This is a genomic window from Haloarcula taiwanensis, from assembly GCA_002844335.1.
In the GTDB taxonomy this organism is placed as follows: domain Archaea; phylum Halobacteriota; class Halobacteria; order Halobacteriales; family Haloarculaceae; genus Haloarcula; species Haloarcula taiwanensis.
Map to the genome: position 1 here is coordinate 30,304 of CP019156.1, position 24,653 is coordinate 54,956.

At 54.4% G+C, this 24,653-nt stretch carries 23 protein-coding genes and 1 pseudogene; 12 read left to right on the forward strand and 12 right to left on the reverse strand.

What is annotated here, in order from left to right:
• Window positions 1-79: 79 nt before the first annotated feature.
• Both BVU17_17655 and BVU17_17660 read right to left on the reverse strand, forming a co-directional pair.
• Complete coding sequence (locus tag BVU17_17655; GenBank protein AUG49411.1) at window positions 80-949, reverse strand: hypothetical protein; 870 nt, start codon at window positions 947-949, stop codon at window positions 80-82.
• Window positions 950-1,276: 327 nt separating this feature from the next.
• Complete coding sequence (locus tag BVU17_17660) at window positions 1,277-1,555, reverse strand: hypothetical protein (protein ID AUG49496.1); 279 nt, start codon at window positions 1,553-1,555, stop codon at window positions 1,277-1,279.
• A gap of 225 nt (window positions 1,556-1,780) precedes the next feature.
• Between BVU17_17660 and BVU17_17665 the strand changes: the two genes are divergently transcribed.
• The 3 genes from BVU17_17665 (at window position 1,781) to BVU17_17675 (ending at window position 2,768) form a co-directional block, all read left to right on the forward strand.
• Window positions 1,781-2,020 carry a hypothetical protein gene (locus BVU17_17665; GenBank protein AUG49412.1) on the forward strand — a complete coding sequence of 80 codons (240 nt, stop codon included), beginning with the start codon at window positions 1,781-1,783 and terminating at the stop codon, window positions 2,018-2,020.
• A gap of 158 nt (window positions 2,021-2,178) precedes the next feature.
• Complete coding sequence (locus BVU17_17670) at window positions 2,179-2,508, forward strand: hypothetical protein (GenBank protein AUG49413.1); 330 nt, start codon at window positions 2,179-2,181, stop codon at window positions 2,506-2,508.
• Window positions 2,505-2,768, forward strand: coding sequence for a hypothetical protein (locus BVU17_17675; GenBank protein ID AUG49414.1), 264 nt, complete (start codon window positions 2,505-2,507; stop codon window positions 2,766-2,768). Before BVU17_17670 ends, BVU17_17675 begins: the two co-directional genes overlap by 4 nt.
• 330 nt (window positions 2,769-3,098) lie before the next feature.
• On the opposite strand, the gene BVU17_17680 is transcribed toward BVU17_17675, so the two are convergent.
• Window positions 3,099-3,395 carry a hypothetical protein gene (locus BVU17_17680; GenBank protein ID AUG49415.1) on the reverse strand — a complete coding sequence of 99 codons (297 nt, stop codon included), beginning with the start codon at window positions 3,393-3,395 and terminating at the stop codon, window positions 3,099-3,101.
• 1,190 nt (window positions 3,396-4,585) lie between these two features.
• Here BVU17_17680 and BVU17_17685 point away from each other — a divergent pair.
• The gene (locus BVU17_17685) at window positions 4,586-5,620 is read left to right on the forward strand and encodes a hypothetical protein (protein AUG49416.1); all 1,035 of its coding nucleotides are present in this window, start codon (window positions 4,586-4,588) and stop codon (window positions 5,618-5,620) included.
• A 7-nt stretch (window positions 5,621-5,627) separates the two neighbouring features.
• On the opposite strand, the gene BVU17_17690 is transcribed toward BVU17_17685, so the two are convergent.
• Window positions 5,628-6,677 carry a radical SAM protein gene (locus BVU17_17690; GenBank protein ID AUG49417.1) on the reverse strand — a complete coding sequence of 350 codons (1,050 nt, stop codon included), beginning with the start codon at window positions 6,675-6,677 and terminating at the stop codon, window positions 5,628-5,630.
• A gap of 134 nt (window positions 6,678-6,811) precedes the next feature.
• Between BVU17_17690 and BVU17_17695 the strand changes: the two genes are divergently transcribed.
• Window positions 6,812-8,155, forward strand: coding sequence for a radical SAM protein (locus tag BVU17_17695; GenBank protein AUG49418.1), 1,344 nt, complete (start codon window positions 6,812-6,814; stop codon window positions 8,153-8,155).
• 133 nt (window positions 8,156-8,288) lie between these two features.
• On the opposite strand, the pseudogene BVU17_17700 reads toward BVU17_17695, so the two are convergent.
• The 5 genes and pseudogenes from BVU17_17700 to BVU17_17720 form a co-directional block, all read right to left on the reverse strand.
• A pseudogene (locus tag BVU17_17700) lies at window positions 8,289-8,425 on the reverse strand (restriction endonuclease).
• Window positions 8,426-9,512: 1,087 nt separating this feature from the next.
• Complete coding sequence (locus BVU17_17705) at window positions 9,513-9,818, reverse strand: hypothetical protein (GenBank protein ID AUG49419.1); 306 nt, start codon at window positions 9,816-9,818, stop codon at window positions 9,513-9,515.
• A gap of 221 nt (window positions 9,819-10,039) precedes the next feature.
• A complete protein-coding gene (locus tag BVU17_17710) occupies window positions 10,040-12,202 on the reverse strand; it encodes a hypothetical protein (GenBank protein ID AUG49420.1) in 2,163 nt (720 codons plus the stop codon).
• Between the two features lie 392 nt (window positions 12,203-12,594).
• Entirely contained in the window at window positions 12,595-12,915 is a 321-nt protein-coding gene (locus tag BVU17_17715; protein ID AUG49421.1) for a hypothetical protein, read from the reverse strand.
• A complete protein-coding gene (locus tag BVU17_17720) occupies window positions 12,916-13,458 on the reverse strand; it encodes a hypothetical protein (protein ID AUG49422.1) in 543 nt (180 codons plus the stop codon).
• Window positions 13,459-13,809: 351 nt separating this feature from the next.
• On the opposite strand from BVU17_17720, the gene BVU17_17725 reads away from it, so the two are divergent.
• The 6 genes from BVU17_17725 (at window position 13,810) to BVU17_17750 (ending at window position 19,360) form a co-directional block, all read left to right on the forward strand.
• On the forward strand, window positions 13,810-15,402 hold the full coding sequence (locus BVU17_17725) for a molecular chaperone DnaK (protein AUG49423.1): 1,593 nt from the start codon (window positions 13,810-13,812) through the stop codon (window positions 15,400-15,402).
• A 6-nt stretch (window positions 15,403-15,408) separates the two neighbouring features.
• Window positions 15,409-17,070, forward strand: a complete 1,662-nt coding sequence (locus BVU17_17730; GenBank protein AUG49424.1) for a hypothetical protein — start codon at window positions 15,409-15,411, stop codon at window positions 17,068-17,070.
• 659 nt (window positions 17,071-17,729) lie between these two features.
• A complete protein-coding gene (locus tag BVU17_17735; protein ID AUG49497.1) occupies window positions 17,730-17,990 on the forward strand; it encodes a hypothetical protein in 261 nt (86 codons plus the stop codon).
• Window positions 17,990-18,169, forward strand: coding sequence for a hypothetical protein (locus BVU17_17740; GenBank protein AUG49425.1), 180 nt, complete (start codon window positions 17,990-17,992; stop codon window positions 18,167-18,169). Before BVU17_17735 ends, BVU17_17740 begins: the two co-directional genes overlap by 1 nt.
• A 203-nt stretch (window positions 18,170-18,372) precedes the next feature.
• A complete protein-coding gene (locus BVU17_17745; GenBank protein ID AUG49426.1) occupies window positions 18,373-18,738 on the forward strand; it encodes a hypothetical protein in 366 nt (121 codons plus the stop codon).
• Window positions 18,739-18,871: 133 nt separating this feature from the next.
• The gene (locus tag BVU17_17750; protein AUG49427.1) at window positions 18,872-19,360 is read left to right on the forward strand and encodes a hypothetical protein; all 489 of its coding nucleotides are present in this window, start codon (window positions 18,872-18,874) and stop codon (window positions 19,358-19,360) included.
• 138 nt (window positions 19,361-19,498) lie between these two features.
• Here BVU17_17750 and BVU17_17755 read toward each other — a convergent pair whose 3' ends face one another.
• On the reverse strand, window positions 19,499-20,224 hold the full coding sequence (locus tag BVU17_17755) for a hypothetical protein (protein ID AUG49428.1): 726 nt from the start codon (window positions 20,222-20,224) through the stop codon (window positions 19,499-19,501).
• A gap of 1,539 nt (window positions 20,225-21,763) precedes the next feature.
• Here BVU17_17755 and BVU17_17760 point away from each other — a divergent pair.
• The gene (locus BVU17_17760; protein AUG49429.1) at window positions 21,764-22,909 is read left to right on the forward strand and encodes a hypothetical protein; all 1,146 of its coding nucleotides are present in this window, start codon (window positions 21,764-21,766) and stop codon (window positions 22,907-22,909) included.
• A 404-nt stretch (window positions 22,910-23,313) separates the two neighbouring features.
• Here BVU17_17760 and BVU17_17765 read toward each other — a convergent pair whose 3' ends face one another.
• Together BVU17_17765 and BVU17_17770 are read right to left on the reverse strand one after the other, a co-directional pair.
• Window positions 23,314-23,814 carry a hypothetical protein gene (locus BVU17_17765; GenBank protein AUG49430.1) on the reverse strand — a complete coding sequence of 167 codons (501 nt, stop codon included), beginning with the start codon at window positions 23,812-23,814 and terminating at the stop codon, window positions 23,314-23,316.
• Window positions 23,807-24,487 carry a DNA polymerase subunit beta gene (locus BVU17_17770; GenBank protein AUG49431.1) on the reverse strand — a complete coding sequence of 227 codons (681 nt, stop codon included), beginning with the start codon at window positions 24,485-24,487 and terminating at the stop codon, window positions 23,807-23,809. The genes BVU17_17765 and BVU17_17770 overlap by 8 nt, the downstream gene beginning before the upstream one ends.
• Window positions 24,488-24,653: the final 166 nt, after the last annotated feature.

Sequence of the window (24,653 nt, forward strand, 5' to 3'; positions counted from 1 at the left end):
GTCGGCAGGGCACGTACCACCGCGTCCAGTAGCGTTGGTTCAGTGTCGGTTCGTGTCCTATCCGGTGTGTGTCACAGGGTCAGGGCGTGGACTCCACCACAACGGGTGTGACGCCACCTGTCGCGGCTTTGTGGTCGCTGTTCTCCAACAGATCGAGACCGACGTAGCGTTTTTCAAGCAGTCCCTCAGCGGTCTCGATATCCATCGCGAGGATCTCTGTCTGTGTCTGGTCCCGTCCGACCTGCCGAGTTTTCTCGACGATGTCGCCGCCGCCGATCTCGATGAGCTTCTCCCAGACGCGCTTGATCGTCTGGCGATGGGGCTCCTTCCCGAGTTCCGCGGTGAGGGCTGTCTCTATATCGCTCTTGGTCATGAACACGCCGCTGCCGTCAGTTCGCTTCGTGGCAAATTCCGGCCAGCGCTTGGCGATGCTGATGGCGCGATAGGTGTTCTGGCGGTTCGAGCGCTCGACGAACATGGTCTTGACTTTCGATTGGCGGCAGTTCGCGAAGAAATCCAGCGGTGAACTGCTGGGTTCGATTCCTTCGGGGAGCTGTTCGGCGTCCTCCTGGTGGTCGGTATCGGCTTCGAGTTGCTGGGCTTTGGCGATGGCACTCTTGGCGACATCGCGGGTGGTCTCCTGTTGTGATTCGAGATCGTCGAGGCGGTGGTCGTTCGTGGCGGCGTCACCGACGGCGGTGGTGGCAACCTCGTGGGTCTGTTCGAGGTCGGCCTCTAGTTCGGTGACGCGTTCGTGGAGGTCATCGATAGTCGCGACCAGCGTCTCAAGAACACTCGAAACGAGGGGTGACACATCGCCGTCGAGGTCGCTGACGAGCGCCTGGAGTTCGTCGGTATCCATCTCATCCTGTCCGATGTCCATGTCGAGGTGGTCGGCGAGGGCTTGGTCGGTCTCGTTGTCGTCGTTGGGGTTTGTTTGTCGTGGCATTGTGACCACAGGACCCGTGCTCGGAATCGAACCGAGCAGTGCTGACCACAGCACGGGCTCTCGGTGACGTAGCTGGCGCTCTCTAGACGCGGTGGTTGGCTCGTGGCAACCCCGCTCCGTCTAGTGGATTTGTGTCGTGGCACCGCGCCGGTGACTAGCAGTGCGTATTCGTTGTCGCCGTCCGGACCAGCGTGGCACTGGGTTCACCGGTCGCGCTCCGCTGGTGGCAGTGGTACAGTCGTGGCTGGTTCCGTGGAGTCCTCGTGTGGATGGGCGGCCAGGTGCGGGTGCCCTGGAGGTAGGCCGGGCGGTTTGATTGGTGCGTACTCATTGTGGGCCTCTGCTGACGGCGAGTAGTATCTGTCTGGCTCCGCGTGTCCGTCTAGTGGTGTGCTCAGTCTGGGCCAGTGCAAGTCGGGCTGCGCAGGCGTCGAGGCGTGCTTGGGTCTGGCTGCGCTCGTAGCCCGGTGGATCGAGGACGGTCTGGCAGTACTCGATGACAGCAGCGTCAATGTCGGCGTTTGATAAGAGGCGCTTGGCTGTCGAGAGTCTACGCTCCTGCCGGTCCTGTGCGGTATCGTTTTGTGGTCTGATTGCTTCAGTCATGATGCCGTGCGCGACCGGGCCAGCGGAGGTATGGCTCCGGTGGTCCATTTTCGTCGAACCTATCTGACCCGGTGAGTCGCGCATATTCGGTGGTATATCACCAGAAGTACTTAGTGGTTTGCGTAGTACGTTGCAAATATGGCTGAAACAAGTAAAAATAGTAAGGAACGTTGCATCACTGGTGGAGTCGGAGTTAATTTGACCCTCCGAGCAGACGGTAGTGGCATGGGTAAAGAGGAGCGTAAACGAATGGTTCTGGGGCTCCTCGTTGAGTCCGGTCTTGAGCTTCCTCCTGCGGTGATTTTTGACAATCTGAAAGAGCGTGGTGCTACTTTTGAACGGCGTAGCGTCGACAATTATCTTGAGGAACTTCGCGAGGAAGGGCTGGTTGAGAGGACAGATGAGTCTAAAGGGTATAACAAGGCGACTGACAAAGGGCGAAGTTATTACTTGGACTTCGATTAGAACCCGTATTTTGCACGGTACTCCGCAAATACTAAGTGGTGCGGTACACGTATAATTAGATAGGAACAGACGCGCCGCTGGGCGATTTCGTGCCTTCGAGAACACGAGTTGCCCACGCTGTCATCAGCAGCGTAGGCGCGTCGGTTCCGGAATGAACCATGAGTAAGTCTGCTTCGCCGACTAGTAAATCTGTCGGCACGACCGACGCACATCCACAGGAACGTATCGCTCGCGAACTGCTTACCCAGAGCCGCCCGCTTTTCCTCGGTGTCGACGGCGAAGGTGCGGCCCACTACTGGGACTCGTATGAATTCGCCGTGGCCGTTGTTGCCAGCGAAGACCACGCCGAGAAACTCCAACTTGCTGAGACGCCGTACGACACGCTCGGCGAGTGGTGCGAGTACACGCAGGATGAACGTGGCTGGGCTGTCGGCCCACACGTCGGCGGCTCACTCGTCGGCGATATCGCTCGGAGGCTGAACACATGAGCAAGACCGTTCGCTGCACGGTCGAGAACCGCCAGCGTGTCCGGCGCGCCGCCCGAGCGCTTCGGGAGACTGTCCCAACTGTGCTGGTCGAGACGACGCCACCGGTCCGTTCAGAACACGACGCCTGGACGCTCGATGCCGTGCTTCGGGAGACTGAGGGTATCCCGCCCGAGGTGCTTCGGGAGCTGGCACTCGCGGGCTTGACGTTGCAGCCGACGCCCACCCAAGCTAAGCACCAACACGTTGTGGCGACGGCCTGAGCGAGACAGCGATACCTCTATCTTTTCGATGACTTGCGTACCTGTTTTGCATGGGTTGCGATGGTTTCCGAGACTACTCCTGACAGCTCGCGACCCCGCGCCGGGACCTGTTAGAGACAGGTCCCATGGTGGCGTGAGTATGTACCTGTAAGTGACGGGTGACCGGTATGTACCCCCTCTTGGACTTCCGGGGTGGTAGTTCACTAACCAACACTCGGTGGAGACAGTGGCCCAGTGTTGGTTAGTTAGGAGTGTTGTAGAACAGTTCTCTGGGCGACTGATCCCAAATCGATTGCTGGTGAATCGGCTGGTCAATATGCCTACTTATATTCAGTATGGCCGTTTGCTGGCAAACCAAGCTGTGATGATACCTGCAATACCCGCAAGGAGGTACATAGCGAGAAACATCGGGGCAAGCGGGCCGGCTCCAGCAAAAATGAGATACAGGTGAATTGGAACCACTACAGCGAGTGTTCCTCCCACCGGGAGAGTGAATCGCTCTCGTTTCGTCGGGCGACTCAGAGCCTGCTCAAATGTGGCCTGCGTCGCTCCGAACACCATTGAAAGAACCCCAACAAGTATGACGAATACATTTTCAAACAGCCCCACTGGGCTTAACCACGGCATCCAGTGCGGAGGGAGGGCCACGAAAATACCCACATATGACAGTATAATGAACGCCACACCGATTGTAGTTCGTAGACCCATCTGAACTACCCTCGTATGAATCTACACTACGGTTTCCGATTTAAAACCAGTAGAACCACTTTCATAGTGTGTTCCGTCTTTCTACTATACTGATCAGATCGCCACGAGCGATTAACTCAGTGTTCGCAGTTTCTTGATGCTGTCCTTCGCGAGACCGAGGGTGTGCCGCCCGAAGTGCTCTGGGACCTTGCGCTGGCCGGGCTGACGGTGCAGCCGACGCCGTCGCAGGCGGAGTATCAGCACGTGGCGGCGACAGTGTAGCGAAAAGCGCTAACCAACAATAGCTTACCAATACCTGTGACTGTTGGTTAGCCGACTATCGGTTGATTTCTGACCGTCGGTTGTTGCTCACCATCTCACCAGAAATACCCGCCCAGAGGATATGCATATTGCGCCTGCAACCCCGATCAAATTCGTCACTCAGCGCTGTGTGGAGGAACGAAACCGCAGTTCGAACAGCCGTTGTGCTTCGTCGTCTGATAGCTCAATCCCGCGCCGCAGTTTGGACAGTTGTACTGGTCGAAACTCATCAGCGTCAAAAAACGCTCGACAGCATCTAAAATTTCACATGATATATGTCTAATCTTTTTAACGGATAGCTCGTTTGTACTGACCGCATTCGTCTTTAGCTAATACTCACAGTAATAATATTACACCGTGATTTTCGGTCGAATTTCGCCCATACACCACACCAAAACGCCGAAAACCACCGATGTTATTATTGACTATCGCAGGATTTCACAAGGAACAGCACCTCGACCGACGGAATTGGCTCTCCTAACACCCACAGTTATAATTGAATCTCCAAGAATTACTACTAGTGTTAGCTAAAGACGAATGGTACTGACCGTCTCGGCCGCGAACTACTCACCCAAGACCGCCCGCTGTTTCTCGGTGTCGACGGCGACGGTGCAGCCCACTACTGGGATAGCTATGAGTTCGCCGTGGCTGCTGTCGAAGCCGACGGTGAAGCAGAGAAGGTCGTGTCTATTCCTGTAACCTAAATTCACCTTAGAACCTGTATGCATTATCTCTATTGACCTGAATAGTCACGTAAACAAATCATCAAGTAATAATTAATATCCTGCATTACATCATCAGGTTATACGATGGATTCGTCTGAATATATTAAGAAAAGAATTCAATCTCTCAAGCAGGATTCAGAGGATATCCGTAATATATCTCCAGTCACAAATGATTTTGATAGCTGGTCTGTCCTGAAACTGATACTCCACTCTGCTGCGGTTAATATGTACACAAAGGTCCTCTCCAACAACGATTTTGATGACCTCTACTATATTGATGCGCTCGCTGGTTCGGGGATTTCAACGTACAATAGCGGCGAGTCGTGTTTCCTTGGCTCCCCGGTAATCGCAGCTAAAGTTGCGCAAGAGCCGTTCAAAAAAATGTATCTTATTGAGAATGACGATGACAAAGCAGATGCATTGAAAGCAAGGATGGAGTATATTTTTTCGACTCATGATGACGCCGAAAAGCCAGAGGAATTAGTAATAAAGAGGGGCGATGCAAATCAGAAAATTCCGGAGGTTGTCAGCGATATTTGGCAGAGCAGCGAGGGGCAATTCAACTATTACTGTTTCATTGACAATCAAGAATTGAATGTTAGGTGGGATGCTATAGAGGAACTAACTCCTAAGCCATGGGGCGACCTGCTCATTAACCTTCCAATAGCATCGGCTATAGGACGTAATGCCACTACTACACCCGTTCCCGAGAAATTGAATAAATTCTATTGTTGCGATCTGAATGAACAAAATCTACCAGACAGTGATATCAGACCAGTAATGCGCGGTCTATACGAGGACTGTTTAGCACAAAGGAATCGGGCTGTCCAGCGGACTGTGAACGTCGACGCTGACGTAGGAAGTTATGAATATGACCTCGTTTACGCAACCCGTGATATCTCAGGAGGAAATGGGTATATCAAGGTCATTGACCATGTTAAGGAATTTATTGAAGACGTTGATGCAGGGGACATTGACAATATCCATAGCGTTCTGTATGATGACCAATCCTCGCTTGAGCAGTACCTACCAGCAGGGAACATTGACGACGAAATTGTCGCTGAAGACGATACCGATACTGACGAAAACCAGTCCAGTTTAGGAGAGTTCTGCGAGTAACAAACCACTACTCTACTCCGACAGGAGTGGCAGGCGCAGGCTCCTGCGGCACATCCCGTCCCGCAAACTCTTCAGGCGACTGGCGCTCCCGCCAATGCTGCATCCAAGCCGCTGTCTCTTCATCGACGTGCTTGATCAGTTGCTTATCGGGCCACAGATGGACCGGTAGGTCGAGCTCACGCCCAATCTCCTGAACCCATCGTAGGTGATTCGTCGCATACTTGACCCACCGCTCACGAGATCGCAACGTATCCAACTCTTCAGCTAACTCCGTTTCACCAGCGTCCCGCGCTGCCTCGACAGTCATCTCGAAGTTCCCGCCACGGGGATTAATCGGCTCGTGAAATACTACAGCCGGATCACACTCAGCAACCCGCTCCAACTGCTCCCGAAGGTCAGCTTTGTCTTGCGTGGGATAAGTCGGACTCATGCTGACGAACGTCTGAACGCCATGTTCGTTGAATTCTTTCAGGCCCTTCAACCGCAACTCCGGCGCTGGCGCACTTGGCTCAATTGCTCCGACTTGATCGGCATCCATACACGGAATCGATGAGCCGATGGTGACGTGCTCGCCCCCATCCTGAAATACATCCAGATCCTGCAACGCCAGAATCGGATTCCGCGTTAGGACCCGTGTGTGTTTTTCATGACTGGTTAATGCATCCACGACATTGCGGGTAATCTTCCCCGCACGACCATCCATATAGCAATCAGTAGAAAAAGAGACTCCAACAACGCCCTGTCCTCGCTTGGTTGGATTCCAAGAACGCTTCCGGTCTAGATGCTCGTCAAGCCGTTCACCCAGTCCGTCGCGATAGAGCACGTAGCTTCCCCACTCTTTCTGCCCGTTATCAACGTCAGCCTCTTCTTCGAGCATATCCGGCCGCGCTCGAATGTTCGGCGTCGAGGGAACATAGCAGAACTTGCAGCCATGCCGACAGCCTGTCGCTACGTTGACAACGTAGTCACACAGATGCTTGCTGTTGAGCCCCGATTCGCTGAGAATCGCCTTCGTAGGGTCTTCTCCCGTCCGAACGTCTTCGTGGTCGTCTGTCATATGTTATCTTGTCTTTCTCGTCTACTACTAGATATAAATGTGTGCAACACAGTTCAACTTCCAGTTTCACTTTCACTCCGCGTGGCTGACTTCTAATGGGGTCCAGTATAAAAAGACAGGTAGGAGAAAGACGAATGGAACTCACTTGGGACACCGGCGATAGCTGGTTCGAACGGACATACGCCGTCGAACACGCCGGGGAGACGGTCGCCACGTTCGACGACCATCCGACACTCGACACGCTTCGCGAACTCTCACGACAACACGGTGTCCCAACTGAACGGCTCGACCTCTGGCAAGCCGGGCTGCTGTGTACACAGTGCAACGACGAAATCAACGACCGCTTTGCCGCCAATCCACAGGGTGACCTGCTATGTTGGGACTGTGCCACTGACACCGAAAGCCACGACGAGCATGGGATTACGGTCAACACTGACCCAACGAAGTCGGTGATGAGCGAATCCCATCTCCACACCAAGAGTCTCTGTGACCACGTTATCAACGTCGCCACCGGATGCCGGCACGGCTGTGAGTTCTGCTACGTGCCAACCACGCCGGCTATCGACAGTCGCGATGAGATGCTCGCTGAGCAGGCTAATGTCGACGATCCACAGACCGACTGGGGGAGCTATCTGCTGTACCGGGACGACCTCCCAGAGCGACTGGAGAACATCCTCGACGAACGTGATCCCAGTGAGCGCAAGCAGACTGAGCGCGGTCGGGGCGTTGTGATGCTGTCCAGCGGCACTGACTGTTACCAGGACCGACGGACGGCTCAGATCACACGTGGCGCTGTCGCCGAACTCATCACACACGATATTCCCATCCGAATTCTCACGCGAAGCCCTGCCGTGACTCGGGATATCGACCTCTTCCAAGCCGCCGGTGACCACATTACCGTTGGCTCGTCGATTCCCTCGTTCGATGCCACACTCGTCAGGGCGATGGAACCGAACGCCCCACCTCCGATGACTCGCTGGCAGGCGTTAGACGAACTCCAGCAGGCCGGTGTGTCGGTGTTCGTCTCAATGTCGCCGACATACCCGACGATGGGCGAAGACGACTTTCACGAGCTACTCAGCTACTTCAGAGCGCTCGGTGAGGTTGTCGTCTTCCACGAACCAATCAACCCGAGGGGCCAGAACTTCCAGCAGTGTCTCGACGCCGCCGAGCAAGCCGGCTACGGCGACGTTGTCACCGAACTCCAACAGATGCAAGACAGCCATCAGTACTGGGTCGAGTATGCTCTTGAGCAACTGAACACGGTCCAGCAGGTCGCAACGCGCTTCGACGGGCTCGAAGTGCACTCCTGGCCAGACGATGAACTGGTGCGCTCGACGAGCGGCCAACTGCGGTCAAAGCTCAACGCGATGCAAGAGGCCGTCTCACCGGAGTCATTCTCCGAGCGTAATACAGATGTCTCGCCTGAGCAGTCCGAGTTAGCCCGGGACGGCGAGTCCATAGAGCATCTCATCTAACGACCGGCATGTCGTCGGGATACGCGCCATAGCCCACCCTCTGAGAACTGGTTTGTCTCGATATGCAGCACGGCTAACCAACAACTGGGGCAGTTATGGCTCTGTGTTGGTTAGCTACAATCCAGCGGACCGTTCACTCCCCAACCGCGTCTTCGATAATCTCGATTTCCTCGTCGGTCAACCCATACAGCTCGTAGACGATCTCATCAATCAAGTCGTCAGTCCGCTCAATCTTGCCTCCAACTCGTCAGCTCGCCCGACTGTCTCCATGTAACTCGCCAGTCCATCGCGAACGTCGTCGACGGTTGGCAACGTCAGCGTCCGAAGGCGATCTACCAGCGAGTTTGTCTTCGTCGCCATCTCACGGAAGCCAGCGAACAATGCTTACGGATAACCCGATTCGAGGTTCGGCCGCAATTGTCCAGTGAACCAAGGTCAAGCCACTCGGCACCGTCAGTTAGTACGCCATAGGGTGCGATAAGCACAGTAATTGTTAGACTAGATGAAAACACTGGATGAAGCAGAGTCCGTACTGATTCAGGGACAGCTTGAGGAGATGTCGTACCACGCCAGCCCTTGAGAAATAATGAGGAGCCAACTTGCACCACCCGGCCCACCCTGAATTCGGTCGGCGGACCGACGCTGTGCAGCCAGACATTCCTCAGAAAGTTCCGAGGTATCGGTTGACACAACTACCTGGCCGTCAGCAGTAACGCCACTATCGCTGAAATCAGTAGTCTCGGGACATGCTTCGGTCGGTCCTGGTATCTCACTTTCGTCACAGCTGTCTGAGCTATATGCCGACGGCTGTGCAGTCGCCGTTGCTGGAGTAAACCCAATTATGAGGATAACCGCCACCGTAACGCCAAGTAGGTCTGTTGAACGAGACACAGTATTCATGCAGCACGGAAATAAATAATCTTTCAGCATTATTTGTAAAGCTAAACACGTATCTAGCTGAACGGCAATTAATCTGGAGTCGATACAGGCTAAGGGAGGCCGAGCTATCCAGCTGTAGCAAGGATGAAAATGCCACCCGGAAGTATGCGAGATACTGTAGTGGAGCGGTAGTGCGTTCATCGAACTACAAGGGCGATTCGTGACGGAGTGGGGACTGAGTCCGTAGATATGCTCGCGCCGAACGCCAGTTAGTACAATGTGTGAACGCTCGATGCTGTGTTGCGTGATGCTGAGAGTGTGCCGCCCGAGGTGTTGCGGGAGTTAGCGCTGGCTGGATTGACACTGCAGCCGACGCCATCAGGAGCGAAGGTCCAGCCATGACGAAGATGAGATAGAGGGGTCAAAACCTCCTATTCGAATTAAAAGGGTCGAAGAACTCTTTCAGCTCACCGTTCAATTAGAAGTTATCGAGTCTTTCGTGGTCTGAATCCGGCAATGAGTATTCCCAGACCCGCTCAATCTCCACAGTCTCATCTGGATTATGCGGAACTGCAAATTCCACTATCGAGAACGTCTCGTTGTCGTTTGCTTTGATACCGAGCGCTTTCACCGCTGCAGGATATTCCTCTTTCCCTCGGACGGCCTGCACATTTCTGAAGATCTGATTACGGGAAAATTTCTCACCCTCTCCTTTACCCTCGCCAACGATTGCGTAGTGTTGCTCGTCAGCATCTTCAGCTATGTACAAATCATCGATTTCCACTTGCCCTGAATCACCGGAGGTCCGCAAGTGGCTCTACCAGATGATATCGAACGTATCGCAGCTATCCTAACCCGCGAGCAGATATGTCTGAGCGACGCTGGGACATTGAAAAGAACCCATATAGATGATAGCAGATCTACCTCGCCACTCCTCAGCCGCCGCTCCTACAGTCTCGGTTTCCCCATCGGTCAATTGAACCCACCCGAGATGACCAACACGGACTACTCCTCCTCTGGGAGGAAATCAGTGAGTGTCGTTGGTTCGGGTTCTGCTTCCATTTCGTTTTCAAGTGACTGTGGATCAGGAGCGGGGAAAACCATTTCAGGCTCATCTGCCGTGACCCCATCAAGCACTGATCGCATCTCATCGAACGCGTCGCACGAACCAGTCCCAGTAACGTGACACCACCCACGAGTCCGAGTCATCGCGACAAAGGCCTGATTGCGTCGCCGGACCAGTGATTGCCCACTAGAGACATTGTCAACGTGCTCTAACCCAGAAATATAGACCATTGCCGCTTCGTTCCCTTTCGCACGGTTGATCCGAGTAACGGTTACTTCATCGTCGACCGCGAACACGCTCGATTCACCGTCCCACACTCGGTTGAAGACGATATCATCAGCCGTGGCTTCATCGAGACGATCCGTCGGCTCATCCGCATTCTCCTGTGTTTCTCGATCCAAGAGAATGACCATGATCTGCTCTGGGTCAAGCCCGTGAGCCGTAATATCCTGTGAGATACTCTCAGCAATCAGTTCTATTTCCTCGCGTTTCGTCTCAGCAGCGGAGAAGCGGACGAATGGACGAGCCTCTTCGTGTTCGCTCAGCGGATGTGGCGAATTCTCTTCAGGGCGACGAATTCGGACATCCTCGCCTGTGCGGCGGAAGTCACCATCAACGACCTCGTATCCGAGATTTTCCCAGCCGGGCTTTGTTGTGATCGCTTGCACGGCACCCTGCTCTCGTTTCAGCCCCATTCCAAAGTAGTGGGCCGCCATGAGAACCTCTCGCGGTGAGCGGTACGCTTTCCGCATTATCTGGGACTTCTGGATACCACCCTCATATGACCCGCTCAGATCAACAAGCAACTCGCCATCATCGTTAGTCCCGAAGATATTCTCGGATCGAGGTGCCGTGAGTGAGTTCAGGCTCTGGGCCTCATCATACGCCCAGACAAGTCGTTTGGGCTCGCGAAGTGCTTCGCGACACATTTTGAAGAAATTCGGGAGGAAATCTTGGGCCTCGTCGATCAAGACCGCATCGAACATCGTGGGGACTTCTCCCGATTCGATAAGAGAGCCACAGCAGGAATCAAGCAAGTCCGGTGTTTTTTCGAATCGGCCAAACCGAGCACGAGCGTCGCCGACGTTGAGGAATTCGTGTGTTTGCGTGTTCTGTGAAAGAACATAGTACATCCCATCAAGCACTGTGTGGCCACCCCAGCCGTGGAGCAGTCGCAATTTGTTCCAGTTTGGCTCTTCCTCTGCGAAATGCCAGTAGAAGCGAGAAATAAGACTCTGGATCTGGGGATAGAGACTCTTGGTCATAAACGTGACCGCAATATCCCACTCTGGATGTTTTGCGTGCATCCGGGCTGCCTTCATCGCCATCAGAATGGTTTTGCCAGAGCCTGCAATACCCCGAATTCGCTGAGGGCCGGGGGGAATCTGAATCCCGATTTCCTCTTGTTTTTGATCAAGCTTCGGGAGGCGCTGTTCGACTGTATCATAGAGCTCTCCTTTGGTGGTTGGATCTGGTGGTGCAGCAGTTCCCTCGTTGCCGATGACGGTTCCACCACCGAGGACTGACCGAGCAGCACGGAATTCCTCACTGGAGAGTGCCTCCATCTTCGGTGTCTTGTTTAACTGGTCACGAAGTGACTGGGGCGAAAGGTCGTCTGAGGTGAGTACCCGAGGTGTCGACGGGAGTTCATCATACCCGCATTCGGTCCACTCCTCACGCGAGATGTTGGGGAGCGCAATGAACACGTTCACTGGAATCTTACACCGGCCCATCTCGTCAGTGAGTTCGCTTTCCCGAGCGAAATACGACCGAATCTTAAACGCCTGATCCCGGGCTTGTGGATGAGGTTTCGCCTTCGACTGGGTTAGTCCCTGGAGATTCCATACCTGTCCCTGGATTGTATCAATGTGGTCGATCTGGTAGCCTTTACACTCGATAACAATGAGCCCCAGCTCTTGATGCAGAACCACAAAATCAGGTTCTCGATCATAGTCCTCACCGCTCTTGTCGATGACTGGATACTTGTAGTAGGCTATACCCAGATCGTCCGCTCCGAACGCGCTTTTGATTGCGTCCCAGACCGGCAACTCAGCCTCACTACCTCTCTGCCCTGTATCGACTTCGGTCGGTATGAAATCCACAGTAATACGTCTATATATACACGGTAAAAAGTTGCCATGAAATGTATAAAAAATGCTATTTCATTACCGTACGAATTCCAGTAAGACTAGATATGACTACAGTGAGTACAGGAGAGCACTGGTAGTGTGGTGAGTTACGCTTGATTACCTCCAAGCGACTAACAGGCTGTGAAATGCTTCACAAACTCAGTATCCTTCTTGACTGGTGAATTGATCCGAGAATCAGCGGTTAGATCTGGTTGAGTTCAAATCAATGCAAGTGGATCTCTTGCCGGAGCCGGTTTATATCGTGGGCCAGTCGCTACTCTACTGGATTTCAGCAAATTCCGTCGATAAAAGGTGTGGTGTGGGAAAATAGGCGCTACTCCGCGATCGTTCTCTTATCTTAGCACCTATCCGAATTCAATCTCCGGGTCTGGCTCATCCAAGACTTCTGCTGCTACATCCTCTGTAACAGCCAAGTTGTACCCCTTTTTTGCGAGGGTTTCGGCTGCATATGCAAGTCCGCTCAGATCAATCTGCCACATTTCATCTTCGGAATCCCATTGTCTGTGAGTCTCACTCCAGTCCAAATCTTTGAGTGCGCCTTTAGCTCTGTATGGGCAGGTGACATAGACTTTATTACCGTACTCGGTACTGTGGGGTTCGCAAAAACATATGATTGAGTCGATCTGTGGAACTCGTGAGACGATATCTATCTTCCTCATCGCCATCTATAGCTGCCCTACGTGTGGCATCTTTTGATTATTGTAGAGATGCGATTGGAGGGGCTCACTGTTTGTAGATCGCGATTGTTCGTTCCGCTCAGGCTCTTCAAAGATTCCGTTGAGACCGGTCTCCGCACAAAACGTTCCAATTGCCTCTTTTCTCCTATCATCAAAATCCTGGCTTAGTTTCGATAGGAGCCACTGTACCGCGTGCAACGTGCGCTCAGAATACTCACTCATATTGATCTCAACATGACGAGCTTCCCCCAATACTGTTCTTTCTATCTTTGTTGCTTCTCTTTTTATTAGCTCATCATCCCGCTTCGTTTCAAGCCTGAAATCATTGTTTGTAGTCGTGCGATTATTTGTTTCAAGAACTATATATTTCTCTAAAGTATACAGCTGTTCGGTAAGTATACCCAGTTGGATTATTGTCTGACTGAACTGCTCACCTTCGGTTATGTAATTAAGAACTTTAGAGAATTGGGGCTTCGCTTCCAACGTGTTCTTTTGATAGCTGAATGAGACGGGATCGACTTGCTCACTCATATTTATACTTGCTATTTATACAACTGTAGTTACAATAAATGTTTGCCATGTTCCGAGATAATATCTAATATGATAATCTTGGCGCGGCCGTTATTAACACTACACTCACGATTTCTAAGTGATAAATTTATAGATCGCAGCTACCAGTTTTCCTAACTGAAATAAGATGGAAACGTTAAAATAAGATATAGCGGACACTACTCGTAATAAATCCGGATCTACAATCTAGATCTTATAATTGATAGCAGACGTAAGAAGTAGAGCAAAATATTTTTCGTATAAAATGATAATACGACATATACATGAAAACCACTCAAGATAATGCAGTGTTAATGTAGCATTCTTGTTATAATGACACTATCCAATCTTCCAATCGGGATTGACCTCGGCACTACCAACAGTGTCGTCGCAACCGTCTCCGACGGCGGATTTGAGGTTGTCCCAAATGCGCGTGGAGACAAGAAAACGCCCTCAGTCGTCAGCTACGATCAAGACTCCCAGAGTGTGTTTGCCGGCAGGCAGGCCGATAATCGAGCCATTCACCATCCTGAGAAGACGGTCAAATCAGTCAAGCGCCACATGGGGACAGACGAAACGTTCTCACTTGGACCAGATCAATATCATCCCGAAGAAATCAGTGGCCTCATCCTCAAGAAACTCATTGAAGACGCCGGAAATGAACTGAATCGACCCCTCTCTAACGCCGTCATTACCGTCCCAGCATATTTTTCAGATGCACAGCGCCGCGCTACCAAACGAGCCGGGGAAATTGCTGGGATCGATGTCGACCGCGTGCTTCCAGAGCCGACAGCCGCCTGTCTCGCCTATGGGCTCCAATCTACAGCCGGAAAGCGGGTCCTCGTTTACGACCTTGGCGGTGGCACCTTCGACTGCTCGGCCGTGAAGATCGATGACGGTGTCATTGAAACTTTAGGCGTCGACGGAGCGACTGATCTTGGGGGCGACGACTACGATAGTCTCATAGTTAATTGGGTTGCTGATACCATTGCAGACGAATACGGGAGTCCTCCTGCTCTTAATAATCCGAAGGTTAATCAGCGACTATTCGGAGCAGCGAAAGAAGTCAAACACGAGTTATCGAGCCGAACATCGGCAATTCATCAACTCCCCTTCCTTGAACTTCAGAATGGGGACACCATTGATTATGAGTTGAACATAACCCGGGGAGAATTTGCTGAGATCACTGCCGGCCCAACTCAAGAAACAATCGACATCATGAACGGATTCCTCAACGACCTTGGACTCACCCCCAGTCAATTCGACGACGTCCTCTTGGTTGGCGGAGCTACTCGGATACCCGCCATCAGGTCTGCCGTCGAGCAGTTCTTCGGGCAGGAGCCTCGGACAGACCTCAACCCAGACCAGATCGTTGCGTTAGGGGCCGCTACACAGGCAGCCATCTTGAATGACATCGAAGTTCCAGCAGTTTCTACCACAAATATTGTTCCATCTACCGAAGCATCCCAAGGGGAAGCCGCTATCAACGAGGGTTCAAACCCAATCCTTATTGATGCACTGCCCCGGACACTTGGCGTTGAGCTTCAGGAGCCAAGAACGAACGATACCTACTTCCAACCGCTCATACAAAGCGGGGAGTCAATCCCAGCACGTGCTGAAATCAACGTCACCCCTGTTCGAGCACACCAAACTAAAACGAGGTTCACAATCTACCAGGGGGACGAAGGGACACTCGAAGGAAACGACGAAATCGGCGAACTCGTTCTTGGCCCGTACCCGCCGAAAGAATTAGACGAGTACAGCCAGCGTGCCACTATGGAGATCGATTCTGACGGAATTATCACTTTCACTGCCGTTTCACTTGATGCAGATGTATCGGACACGACCGAAATCGAAACTCGATTTAATAGAGAAGAAGAGACGCTCGGGGGCACGAATCCTGACCTTCCCGCTCTTCACCGATAGCTATCGATGGACAGTAATACAGCGCGTAACGTACTTGACCTCCCGCAGAATAGGTATCTCGATGACGACGATATCCAAAAGGCATTCAGGGAGAAATCAAAAGAATACCACCCGGATACGTCAGATCTGCCAAACGCTCGCAAGAAGTTTCTGGAAGTGAAAAAAGCACGCAAGGTTCTTCTCGCCGCTGAAACATCCAAATCATCACAATCCAACTCATCCACAACTCAGGGTGGCAATACCCAGTCAACCAGCCCCACCGGTAACGCTACGGACGCTCACAACTCGTCACCAAACTCTCGATCGGAGTCAAGGACGGAGAGTAAATCGCAAGCCACCCAGTCAAGCTGGCAAAACGAAACCCACGGCCAGACACGTAATCGGGAAGTCAGTAACGACTGGCGTACTAACAGAGCAGGTAGCTCAACGGGTAATCAAGAGTCTGCGAGTGACAAAGAACAGCATCAACGAAAGCAAACCAGCTCTGAGACGAAAGCAGAAACAGAATCTGGTGAGAAGACTGTTGACGACAGGACAAAGATACATCAACAGGCTTGGGAAGAGTTCACAAGCTGGGAGCCATTTTATGGCTTCAGGGGAGGGGGCTACCTTGGCGTCAAAGCGTTTCCAAAACGACCCCCTAGTCGGTCAAGGATTTTCCACCTCTTTGCAGTTATAGTTGGCTGTATCGCTACTGCGTTTCTCAGTAGGGGGCAGTACAACGCGCTGAGTGATTCAACTGCTGCATCAAGAGTCATTGAACCGGACATATCGCTACGTTTGTCGTTCACTATCCCATCGGTACTAGCTATCACAGGGACGTTTCGGAAAATAAAAGTCCTCTGGCGATTTCTCCGTCTCCCCCGAGTCTTTTTATCTATTCTAGGAGGAGTCGCAGCACCGATTACTGTCCAAAGTGTAGTGACAGACCTTTCAGTACCAACAGCCACTCTAGTTGCAGCCGCTGGGTCAGGGGGGCTGATGAGTGTTCTTGCAGTGAGTCGATATCCAAATAAGGACCAAGATATCCCAACTGTTGACGAATGGCTGAATATCTCACCGACCCTGACGTGGCTCCCCGGCGGTGTCTTCTTTCTACTAGCACTGCACACGCCGGTTTACATGGCTTCCCAGTCCTTCCATCTACTATACTATGGATCATTCAAATTCTATTTCGTCTTGATTGGTCCATCTCTCGCTCTGGCCTACACATACACAAGACTCATAGGGGGCAGAGAGGTCCCAACAGGAACTACGTTAGTCTCGATGATGGTTATCGGTCTAGTTGTTCACTTCCCATGGTTCGAGCCTATCATGCCTGGCTATCTACTGTCTGAGGGAGGTTACTATTCCGTTTCAAACGGGATCAGACCCCGTGGTATCCTACTAACTATCTTAGCACTGAGCTGGCACTTCCTCTTCGCAGCAATTGTCGAAGTACTATTCATGGGATGGGATGTCGGCTGGCACAAAATCCCATCTAAACAACAGATTCCATATACTGTCTGGAGCGCACTTACTGGCGCTGGAGTCGGTGTCATCATCTGGGCTATGTGGCCCACATATCAAGCGCCAGTGGCATATCCATTCGCTCACCAGTATCTCATCGGTGGGGTAGCGATATTCGCATATGTGTACGGTATTATAATCGACCCCATCACCGATTAACCTGCTGCGTTGAATAGCGATCTAATCGGTGGTTATCACGGGTTAGAAGGACGAAGCCGAGGAATCTGCTGTGTTGAATAGCGGGATCTTCGTGTTCGGTCGCAATTTGATTCGTCTTGTGAGCTGCTGACAGTGGTGGATTCAAGACCAGCATAGCTTCACCACGGTTCAGAGACCGCTATTCAACACGGCACTTAAGAGGATGTCTGAACTAATTCAGGGTATGTACCAGCCTATGTTGCCGCTATATCTAAAACCGAGGCATATATTTTGATACTGATTTCATAGCAGTTCCGCGCATCTCCGGGGTTCCAACCGGCCTGTTGCAGCCACTCTTGATACTGATCGGTGTCCGCGCTGTCACCCTTTAGGGATCGCAAGAGTGAGTAAAAACACTCCAACAACAGTCAAAATATACGATTTTAACCGTTGCCCATCGTATAGTGTGTGGTCCTCACCGGATCCGGGATAGATCAACCAAGAGGACGCGAGAATCACTAGACACCCCACAGTATATACTCCAAGGTCAAGGGTTGAGATATTTCGAAACTCCAGAATAACGCCGGTGATGAATGTGCCTACTGCGAGTATCGCGACGTCTTTAGCTACAGATTTGACATTAGGTTTCGACATAAATGAATCACTGCATGAAATGCTACATTTTAGTATCAAATACGGACTTTTGTATATATCGACTCAGTGTTCATAGAGCTCAGAACGGGCCAGACGGCCTCGGCTTTGGCACGTACACACGCACCCATCCTGCGTACCTGAAAGAGCGCGTTGAGGCACAGCAGTCTCCAGCGGCCGGCGTCGTAGGCAACGTCAAGCGAGCACGCCACATCGCTCGCGAGTACCACGGCTGGGATCTACCAGACGAAAGCGAGCTCCGTCACCAAGCGATGGCGGGCGATGCGTGATGTCCAGTGACTCGTCCCAGTATATGACCTGCAGAACCGACGAGTGCGACGCGCCGATCGTCGACGCCGAGCGCATCGCGTCTGTCGACGGAGCGTACGGGCCCTGCATGGCCGTCGGGCGTCACGCCGGCGTCTGTTCTACCGGTCATCTCTCTGTCTGGGACGTCGCTGAGGCCTGAGTGCTGTCGGTCGCATACTCGCCCGTATTTTGTGTCCCCCCGATGGGGTGAGGGGTTACCCGAACATGAGCACCGAACAGCAGTCCGTCGACGAACAGTCTCCAAGCACCGAAGCCGACGACCAACCAGACATTCGTGCCCAGCACCAACGAGCACAGACGAGTGGCGAGGTGTTTCAGGGGCGTCCTCGAGGTGAGAGATAGATGTGTTGTCCCGACTGCCGGCGGCCACGGTCAGCGTCGGCGTGTGTCGACAAGCGGTACTACGTCGACGGGCAAGCCCATGACCCGATCCCGTGGGGCGAGGGCAGCCAGTATCTCGCGTACAAGCTACAAGTCCTCCAGAGCAACGAACCAGTCGTTACCGTCGACCTCGAACGGTGGCGCGACCAGTCATGTCCTGCGTGTGGTGTCGAGCACGGCGAGATACATCATCGGCTCTGTGACTACGAGGAGTGCCCCGCGTGTGGCGAGCTGTTGCTACTGTGTTCTTGTGTCGTCGAGATTGAAGTCCTCACAACATCCGGCGTGAAGGGTCGTCTCAAGCAGTCCCTCGCTCGTCTCCTGTAAGCAAGACGCCAGCTTCGAGAGCGGGGCTCGATGTCAGACCGGCTTCGTGTGGCGTACTTTTGTGTGCGCCGACGAGGGTGCTGGCGTCACACTGACTGCAGTGCGTGGAGCGCCGGCAGGTCACGATCTACCAATGCATATGCTCACCTACGCGCTCGTTGAGGCATCGACAGCAGACGCAGCACTCGCCGCTGGCAAAGGTGTTTTCGACAACCTAGTCGGCGTCGACAGGCACTCAAACGCAGTGTTCGACTACTACGTCACGTTCGACGAGAGTTCCACCGTCGCAGGCAAATCCCGGTGGGGCGAGCGTCCGACCGCGGCTCCGGTCGACTCCGAGGTCGGCCAAGAACTCCTTGGCGATGGCTGGGAGACAACGAAGTCAGCGTTCGAGCGTAATCTCCAGACGGTCAAAGACGCCCTCGACGAGCTTTCAGACGAGGAGATTATGCGCGACAAAGACCTCGCTCGATGTGCGTTCCAGAGAGTCGGAGCCGCCAAAGGCCCAGAGATTGCACTGTACGAGGAACACGGATGCGGGATTCGCGATCGGACGCAGCTTGACCGGCTTCTGGACGAGAGTGATACCCTCTGGATCGTCCCCGCCGACGTCCACTTCTGAGGGAGAGCTGCGGCAGTCAGTTTTCGTCGAACCGGATTTTGTGTGTCCCTGGCGGGTGAGGAACACGAATGTCGGAGACTCCTGATTCATGCCCGAGAGAGGAGTGTGACGCAGATATCGTCAAGACTGAGAGTAGCGTCAGGTTCCACGGCAGACGCTATCGTACGGTTCTGGATAATCAGGATCTGCACCGGTTTCATTGCTTCCGTAGTCCGGATCGGCTGGTCCCTTTTCGAGGGTCCCACCATAGTGACCCATATAAACCAGACTACTCCAGAGTCCTTCGTTGTACTTGAAAGCCCAGTTATACCTGATGTAATTGTGGCCGTACACCGTCCCGTCCGCAGTAACACCCGTAAGGCAAACCGTATCCGGGAGCCATGTGTGGTCCTTGTCCGGATACTCATCTGTGTTCCAGCTGTCCGCGACGACGATATACGAGATAGCAACATCCCGACGGATGGCCACCTTTTCGGAGTGGTTCATTGACGCGTTCAGCTGGTAGGTGAGATGATACGTCTCGTTTTTGGGATATGCCTGTGAGTCCAGTATCATAACTTCCGTACCAGTGTCCCGGAGCAGGAAGCGATACGTCTCATTGAAGGCTGCGTATCTTTGTCGTCGTTCAGCGAGAAGATCAGACTCTGTCTCCATGGGAGTGTGTTCAGGAGTTTGTGTCTCGGTTTCTGTGGGTGTTGGCGTTGGTGTTTCTGTGACAACTGGTTCTGGTGTTGGTATTTCTGTTACAGTCGGTTCGGGCGTCGGGGTTGATTCCGGGCTGGATCCGGCGAGCGTTGAACAGCCAGCAGTCATGAGTAACAGACTGATGGTGAAGAGCACAAACGTTTCCGATATTATTTTCATTTATTCTTACCAGATATATAAATTGGAACTAAGTTATTAAGTTTGCTATCTTAGCCAAAAGATCTGGTGGGGGACTAGGACAATTAAGTGCTTCAGAAGGGTTACCTGTGTCTCGCAGACAGTTATTGTAAGGGGTTGCCTCAAAGGGTGAGTTCTGTAGGTACAATTCACACAATGTGATATTCCTAAACTAGGATTTCAGCGAAGCCGAGTAAATCAAGAGGGAACAGCAGTACTCACATGGGCTTAGAGACTGTCGACGTCGAGGCAGACCCACGCGCTCGTGACCCGCGTACCGAGCCTGTCGTCACCTGCGCGGAGGGCCACCAGCGAGTCATGTAGAATCGCTGGTCTGCGTTTCCGAGGAGTGACGACGTGCACCTCGGGGTCGCGCGCGGTTGGAGACGAGAGGGACACGACTGCACTCACGCTGGCAGTCGGTCCCTCTCAGCGTGGGGCAGACGGCCGGGCGAAGCAGACGGATACCTGGTGGATAGCAGCGTGGGGCTGGCAGGCGGGCTGAGAGCGCGAGAGACGAGTGTGTGTCGGCGTGGGACTGACGGCCGGGCAGATACAGGTGGTTGGCTGGTGTGTCGTCTGACCGCCGGGCAGCCGCCGCTGGGCGGCACGCTCGCTCTTGCCGGAGCCGGTGCGTGGACCGATGGCCGGCGGAGAGGGTTCGGGTGGGATTCGTCTCGTGTGTGGCGGGCAGGAAGTTCTGGTATTGCTGGCCCTAGAGTCGAGTCCTGTGGCACTCGTGACGGTGTCGAGGGAGGCGGCCCTGCTGATGGCGGGACTCATGGGACAGCTGGTGGCGGGACTCGTGGCACTGACCTCGGCGGTACGACTGACTACGACGGGACTGCTAGCTTCGACGGCACTACTCCGAACGGTATCGCGACGACGAACTCGGTGTCGGACTAGCACACCTTGAAAGCCCCACGCCGCTGGCGGTCGCTCAGCGACATATCCGCGCAAACCGCACGCGGATAGGGGCCGCTGACGCGACCACAGCAAGCGCCAGCGGCGTGCCCCTTTCAGTCCCACCCGACTGCTACGGCACAGCACAGCAGAATCGAACGCACGCGTCGGAGTCGCGCGCGATCCGGCTGAGGAACCCTCGCGGCCGGCGCTCCCTCGCCGGAACGAGGACGGGCACTGCGTGCCCTGTGTTCCGGGCTGCTCACTTCGTTGCGCTGCCGGGCTTTCACCCATCCGGCACTCGCTTGGCCGCGCGGGATGCTGGCTCACCGCAACCACACACGATGGGACCGCCCGCCGGGGTGTCAACCACCTACGGTCTTTATATACTATTCTCCCTCGAAACTCGAAACACAAGACGCCGCTTAGAAACCACTCAAACACCCGAATATTGCACTTGAAACAATCCAAATGGTCCGGTATCTTTAAGTAGTCGGCACCCATGCCATTAAGTACGGAAAGACACGACGCACGCGGCGCTGGCAGGGCAGTTTCACGCCGCAGAAATCGGGTGTAGGAGCACCCGACAAGTGTCTTTCCGTATGTGCGAGAAAGACAATGTACGCTACCAATTCCAGCGGTAAGAAAGCATCGGCAAGCAACCAGACGGTTTCCCTTTCGGCCCACGTCGAGGGTGGTCCCGAGCAACTTCTAGAGGCGGTCGCAGAGACCGAAAACGGCGACGAACTCGATTTCAGGATGAATCGGGGGAGCGATAGCCGTGGCAACTTCTACGCCCGGCAGGAGGAGGCATACGACTGGACCCGCTCGACCGAGGTTGGTCCGGACCGGCGGTTTGGCGAAACGCTAGAACAGCAGGAAGAACGCCACGGACGCGAAGCCGAGCAAGCCCGACACTCCGAGGTCGCACGCGCCCACGTCGACGGTGCTGACCGCGAAGCCTCGGCTCGCCAGCTCACCGACGCGGAAACCGAACGGGCTGACGGGTTCCGCTCCCCGGCTGACCCCCGGCAGTGGATGGACCGCGACACGCTGGCGCGAGTCAACCAGCAAGCCGCGACGCTGGCAGACAAGACCAGTCTGTCGCAGGCGGCGGCAAGCCGCCGACTCGCCGCCCTTGTGTCCGGGCAGATGGGCGACTGTAACAGCCTGTATGAGGCTTCCTTTACCGTCTTGGACGAGGCCCAGAACGACCTGCAAGTACCCACGCCTATCGCGGATGTCTCGCCCTACGGCTACGAGTGTACGGTCGAGGGCGAAGTGACCCACATCATCGCGGAGCCAGACGCTCGGAACCAGTACCAAGTCCTCTATATCGAGGACGACAAGGGAACGAGCGCGAAGGTCACGGTCTGGGGCAAGTCCATGCATGGCGGCGAGATGGTGCGCACGCTCCACGAAGGCGACAGAGTTCGGATTTCCGGGGGCAAGCCCGACGACTACAACGGTATCAAGACGGTGGCGGTCACGAGCGACACGCTCATGTGCATCATCGAGCGCGGCGACGGTCCCGCGCCCACCGGACACGGGAGTAGTATGTTCGGCTCCTCGGGTGATAGCCCGGCGGTGGCGTCGTGGGAGGCCGAATCAGACACCCATCAGTGGGCCAACGAGCGGGACACTGACCACGCGGTCGCCGTGACGCTCGGGAAGGCCCGCTGTCCCGAGTCCGGGTGTTCGGACCTGTTCGACACTGAGCATGGGGCCGCCACTCATCGCGGTATCGTCCACTCCGCAGACTGACGCCCGATAGCGAGGGGCGTCCCCACTGAGCGGGGGGCTTCCTCGGGCGGTGCGACGGTGCTCGCGCACGCGGCCTCGCCGCCGCCTCCGGCACAGCGGACGGCGGCGAGACAAGCGCGCGCACGGACTGGCACGCCACCGCACCAGCGCGTCAACGTGGGTCAGTCTGGTGGGGGCTGTGAGAGAGCCGATGTTCTGGTGTGTACGTGACCGTGGGCCAGCCGGCCCGGGAGCAACTGGGGCTGAGTGGCTGGTGGGTCGCGACAGCGCGCGACGCCAGCGGAGCGCTCCGCTCGGCGCATTCGCGCGCCTCACGCCGGTCCACTCGTGCCTGCAGTAGCGGGCGCGATCCCGGCCGGCAAAGAAGAGGAAACAAAGAAGCCGCATTTCTTGGCAGAGATGAATTACTGCGTTGTTTTCCCGCAGATACACTCATGTCCCTGTCGAGATCGCCCAGTAACGTATCTATGAATCTCAGTTGCGAGTTCGTACATCGCTTCGGCACGCGCTGCTGAGGCAAGCCCATCCTGATAGTAGGTTTTTGCTCGATGATCGCGCCAGAGATCTGCGAGGTCCGTGGCCATCGATTCTTCAAATACACCGGCCGCTGCTGCCTCCCGGTAGACCCCGGGATGCGTCCCGGGGAGGTCATCCGGCTGCATCGTTCCGCGTTCGAGGAGCCGAAATTCCACAGTTCGTTCGATGGCGACGAACGACGCTTCGATGACGAGCGTGTAGTAATTAGCGTTTTGGAGTGCCTCAGCGCCGGCAAGCAAGCGACAGGCCTTCCGCAATTGGAGGATGGCAGCGCCCTCGACATCTAGCCCGGTCTCGATTTCTGTTGGACGTCGGTCGAACGCGGCTTGCACGTTGTCGATGAGTTGCTCGATTCGCGTGCTACTCATCGGCGACGGCCTCCTTTCGGACTGAGTCGAGTTGGTCGCTGCCGTACACCGTGATACCCTCAGCGAAGATTTCACGGAGTTTTGACCCAGCTCTGTATGCGCTTTCCGCAGACTCAACATACGGTTCGAACGCGAACCGGTCACCGTCGAAGCGGTCGGACTGGAGCCCACCAACAACGTCGGTAATCCGTCGGCGGGCTGTCGTCCGGTCGCCATCGACGACGACGAAACAATCGATGTCGCTTTGCCGGTCAGCCTCACCCCGAGCAACGCTTCCAAAGACAACGATACCGAGTAGTTCGTCGACGTCGTCGGCGTCGGTAATCGCGGCTTGCACACGATCGATGAAGGCCCGGATCGGCGCATGGAACTCAGACTGCGGAATGGCGAGGATCGGGTCGTCTTTCTGGAGTCGATCTGGGTTGATCGTGATGTAGTTTCGTTGTGGCGTCTCTCGAATTTGTATGGCACCGATATTGTCGAGGAGGTCGACAGCCCGCCACACTGTCGAGCGGGTGACACCCGTGGCGTCGACGAGTTCGGGGATCGTAAACTCCGTATCGTGGGCGTCGACGAGCAGTCGTAGGATGTCGTCTGCGGCACTGATACGAAAGACATCGGTATCCGAGTCAGGATACGCATTGATGCACACCGTTATATCACGTTTCGCCATTTCAGACACTATCTGATTTTGTGCAACAGCATATAAATAGGTGGCGGCGTCAAGTAATAAGGCAGTATCCTATGCGAGTAATTCAAGCCCGCTGTCGGTTCCAGCGTCGTTGGCTCGACACTGATCAGGAGACGATGCGTGCTACTGCTCGGGCCTGTTTCAGACT

Coding starts and splice junctions, on each gene's coding strand:
- BVU17_17655 (AUG49411.1), bottom strand. CDS start 949: ATGCCACGACAAACAAACCCCAACGACGACAACGAGACCGACCAAGCC.
- BVU17_17660 (AUG49496.1), bottom strand. CDS start 1,555: ATGACTGAAGCAATCAGACCACAAAACGATACCGCACAGGACCGGCAG.
- BVU17_17665 (AUG49412.1), top strand. CDS start 1,781: ATGGGTAAAGAGGAGCGTAAACGAATGGTTCTGGGGCTCCTCGTTGAG.
- BVU17_17670 (AUG49413.1), top strand. CDS start 2,179: ATGAGTAAGTCTGCTTCGCCGACTAGTAAATCTGTCGGCACGACCGAC.
- BVU17_17675 (AUG49414.1), top strand. CDS start 2,505: ATGAGCAAGACCGTTCGCTGCACGGTCGAGAACCGCCAGCGTGTCCGG.
- BVU17_17680 (AUG49415.1), bottom strand. CDS start 3,395: ATGCCGTGGTTAAGCCCAGTGGGGCTGTTTGAAAATGTATTCGTCATA.
- BVU17_17685 (AUG49416.1), top strand. CDS start 4,586: ATGGATTCGTCTGAATATATTAAGAAAAGAATTCAATCTCTCAAGCAG.
- BVU17_17690 (AUG49417.1), bottom strand. CDS start 6,677: ATGACAGACGACCACGAAGACGTTCGGACGGGAGAAGACCCTACGAAG.
- BVU17_17695 (AUG49418.1), top strand. CDS start 6,812: ATGGAACTCACTTGGGACACCGGCGATAGCTGGTTCGAACGGACATAC.
- BVU17_17715 (AUG49421.1), bottom strand. CDS start 12,915: ATGGCGATGAGGAAGATAGATATCGTCTCACGAGTTCCACAGATCGAC.
- BVU17_17720 (AUG49422.1), bottom strand. CDS start 13,458: ATGAGTGAGCAAGTCGATCCCGTCTCATTCAGCTATCAAAAGAACACG.
- BVU17_17725 (AUG49423.1), top strand. CDS start 13,810: ATGACACTATCCAATCTTCCAATCGGGATTGACCTCGGCACTACCAAC.
- BVU17_17730 (AUG49424.1), top strand. CDS start 15,409: ATGGACAGTAATACAGCGCGTAACGTACTTGACCTCCCGCAGAATAGG.
- BVU17_17740 (AUG49425.1), top strand. CDS start 17,990: ATGTCCAGTGACTCGTCCCAGTATATGACCTGCAGAACCGACGAGTGC.
- BVU17_17745 (AUG49426.1), top strand. CDS start 18,373: ATGTGTTGTCCCGACTGCCGGCGGCCACGGTCAGCGTCGGCGTGTGTC.
- BVU17_17750 (AUG49427.1), top strand. CDS start 18,872: ATGCATATGCTCACCTACGCGCTCGTTGAGGCATCGACAGCAGACGCA.
- BVU17_17755 (AUG49428.1), bottom strand. CDS start 20,224: ATGAAAATAATATCGGAAACGTTTGTGCTCTTCACCATCAGTCTGTTA.
- BVU17_17760 (AUG49429.1), top strand. CDS start 21,764: ATGTACGCTACCAATTCCAGCGGTAAGAAAGCATCGGCAAGCAACCAG.
- BVU17_17765 (AUG49430.1), bottom strand. CDS start 23,814: ATGAGTAGCACGCGAATCGAGCAACTCATCGACAACGTGCAAGCCGCG.
- BVU17_17770 (AUG49431.1), bottom strand. CDS start 24,487: ATGGCGAAACGTGATATAACGGTGTGCATCAATGCGTATCCTGACTCG.